This is a genomic window from Psychrobacter sp. Ps6, assembly GCF_022129235.1.
GTDB lineage: Bacteria > Pseudomonadota > Gammaproteobacteria > Pseudomonadales > Moraxellaceae > Psychrobacter.
In genome coordinates this window covers 1-2,988 of sequence record NZ_JADQAI010000046.1, presented here as the reverse complement: position 1 = coordinate 2,988, position 2,988 = coordinate 1, and the positions used below count along the sequence as shown (strand labels likewise).

Sequence of the window (2,988 nt, the reverse complement as noted above, 5' to 3'; positions counted from 1 at the left end):
TGCTAGATAGGAGTTTACCACTCACTGAGCAGCAATATAGCGAGTGGGGAGATCCTCGCATATCAATTCAACGAGAAATAATGGCTAATTATAGTCCGTTTGATAATGTAACAGCAAAACCATATCCAGCACTATTAGTGAGAACGGGTTTGTATGATAGTCGCGTGCCATATTGGGAAGCTGCAAAATATATATTACGTGTTAAAAATAAATCAACCGATAATAAACCATACTTATTAAGTACAGATTTAAATTCTGGGCATAACTCTAATCATTCGTTAACTAATCAAGCAATGGATTATGCTTTTTTACTAAGTCAAACAACTAATAAATAAACATTAAGATCATAAAATGAAAAAGACAGTGATAGCTGTAGCTATTTCTACACTTTGTGGAAATGTTAATGCTGCCTCCAACCCAAAAATAGAAAAAGATATTACCGTATTTAAGGATATTGTTGTTACAGCACAAAAAATAGAGCAATCTCCTTATGAGGTGAATGGATCAGTTGATGTTATTACTGATCAAGATATGAGACAAGAAGGGGCAACAGAGTTATATGATACTTTAAAAAATATCCCCGGGGTTGATGTTAGTGGTGGTGCAGGACGACCACAAAATATTTCTATTCGAGGGATTCGAGGAAATCGCATCAAGATATTGGTTGATGGTGTTGAGACTAGTGATGGCTATGGAGCTGATGATCTTAATGATAAGGTAGGACGGAATAGTTTTGATTTAGCTGATGTTAAACAGATCGAAGTAATTAAAGGTGCAGGCAAAAGATGCTTCTGACTATTTAACCCCAGAAAAAGATACCGTGCTGATTGGTGACTCTAATTATGTCGGTGAGAGTAATAAATTAAATGGTGCAATTGGTATTGCACAACGGATAGGTTCAACTGAACATATTATTCGTTATAAACAATGGGAAGGTAATGGGTCTGATAATTATAATGGTGAAGTATATAAACGTGATGTAACAGGATTTAATTTATCATTAACGAGTAATTTTTACATAGGTGATCATCAAGAGATCAAGACTAAGATTGAACGTTATCGTAATGATATGGTTCGAAATGAGCAAATTGGTTATGTCAAAGATGATTTTAAAGAAAAGACTGATACTGATACTGACAAATATCAAATTACATATCATTATTATGATGCAAGCCTATTAGCTTTTGATGATGCAAAAATAGTCTTGTTCTATAACGTAACAGATAACAATAACAATAAATCATTTTATAAGCATTATAAACAACAGAATGTTACAGAGCATTCATCCCATAACGATAACTATAAATTTATTGAAAAAAGCTATGGTCTAAAAACACAATTTAATAAATCTATTCCCAATCATAATATTGTATGGGGGATTGATGCTGCTCATCGTTATCATAGTAGGACTATTAATAAGTATTCATACTTAAATGATTTTGTAAGCTTGGAGGAAATGTCACCATTTGCTTCAGTTAATACTTTAGAGTTTGGCGCATATATTAGTGATAAATATACTTATCATAACTGGGAATTTGATACAGGTATTCGCTATGATTTACAGCAGATGTCACCTGTCGAACGTGATACTTTTGCTAATATGAGAATTGGTGGTATCGAAAGGTTAGAAGATGTAAATTCTAATGCTATCTCACCATCTTTAACCGCAGCATATAATTTTAACTCAGAGTTGAAAGCATATTTAAGTTACAATCATGGCTTTAATGCCCCTAGTTATAGTAAGGCTTTTGAATTTGTTCAACATGATGGGATACCACCATTTGATATTATTCCTAATTTTCATCTAAAACCAGAAACAAGTAATAATTATGAATTTGGATTAAAAGGTAATTATCAACGTTTTGAATTCATATCAGCTGTATTCTACAGTCAGTACAAAGATTTTATTATGCCAATCAATGTACGGTTTAATGAAATAACTGGTCGTATGGAAAAACAATTCGTTAACATTGCTCAATCAGAATCTTATGGTATTGAATTTGGTTCTAAAGTTCGAATTAATTCAGCTTGGTCCCTATTAGGTAATATCGGTGTTGTAACGGCGAAAAGTAAAGATGATGAATATCTAGCAACATCAACTCCTTGGAATGGTAGTACTTCATTAAAGTATAGTGATGGCTTTGATGCCTTTGCTCGCTTAAATTTTGCTAGTTCAATGAATAAAGTTCCAATGTGTCATTCAAAGGGGACAACGTCAGAGTGTACAAAAACATCTGGTTGGGGAACATTTGATTTAGGTTTTAGTTATGAACCTATTAGTAATTTAACATTAAATGCTAACTTGAATAATATTTTTGATCGCGAGTATATGAAATATAACACCGTGGCTGGAATGAAAGACGCAAGTATTTTTTATAATAGTCAAGTGGGTCGTAACTTTAATCTTTCATTGCACTATCAATATTAAGGGAATGTCTAAATATGAATGAGAAAATATTATCAATACTTATTCCTATATGTGGCGTATATTCTACATTCGGAATGGCAGGAGAATTATATTTCCCTAACTCAATGGATGTTATTTCATCAGTAGAAGATGCTCAATATTGGTTTGCTGACAATTATTCATTATTGAGTGGTTCTAAAAAAGTTCCTAATATAAAGTTTGATAAGGTTACTGAGGGTGCGAATTCTATTCAATATCGATTTTATCAAGATTTTCCTAAAGCACAAGAATGTAGAAGTTCTATTGTTATTAATCTGGATAAAAAAAATAATACTGTAGATCAACTTTATGTTCATTTAAAACAGCCTCAAGCGTGCAGTGAAGCTCGAACTGATAAGCGTAGTTTTGAACTTAATAAACCACTTGTGAATACTGAACAATCACAACAGAAAAAAGTAGCAGTAGATATTAAAGTCTTTGACCCAGATCCTGTTACCGCTTTACAAGATAATTCCATTACATATGATAATGAAATACCACAAGAAGCTTATAAAATCTCAAAGGGTATTGAGGTAACTGAA

At 32.4% G+C, this 2,988-nt stretch carries 4 protein-coding genes; all 4 read left to right on the top strand.

The features are described from left to right. Positions 1-335: prolyl oligopeptidase family serine peptidase (locus I3255_RS13510; RefSeq protein ID WP_238039271.1), on the top strand; the 335-nt coding region annotated here is incomplete at its 5' end. Between the two features lie 16 nt (positions 336-351). Then, on the top strand, positions 352-795 hold the full coding sequence (locus I3255_RS13505) for a TonB-dependent receptor plug domain-containing protein (RefSeq protein WP_238039270.1): 444 nt from the start codon (positions 352-354) through the stop codon (positions 793-795). Then, complete coding sequence (locus I3255_RS13500; protein WP_238039269.1) at positions 773-2,428, top strand: TonB-dependent receptor; 1,656 nt, start codon at positions 773-775, stop codon at positions 2,426-2,428. The genes I3255_RS13505 and I3255_RS13500 overlap by 23 nt, the downstream gene beginning before the upstream one ends. A 14-nt stretch (positions 2,429-2,442) precedes the next feature. Next, positions 2,443-2,988: hypothetical protein (locus I3255_RS13495; RefSeq protein WP_238039268.1), on the top strand; the 546-nt coding region annotated here is incomplete at its 3' end.

Coding starts and splice junctions, on each gene's coding strand:
- I3255_RS13505 (WP_238039270.1), top strand. CDS start 352: ATGAAAAAGACAGTGATAGCTGTAGCTATTTCTACACTTTGTGGAAAT.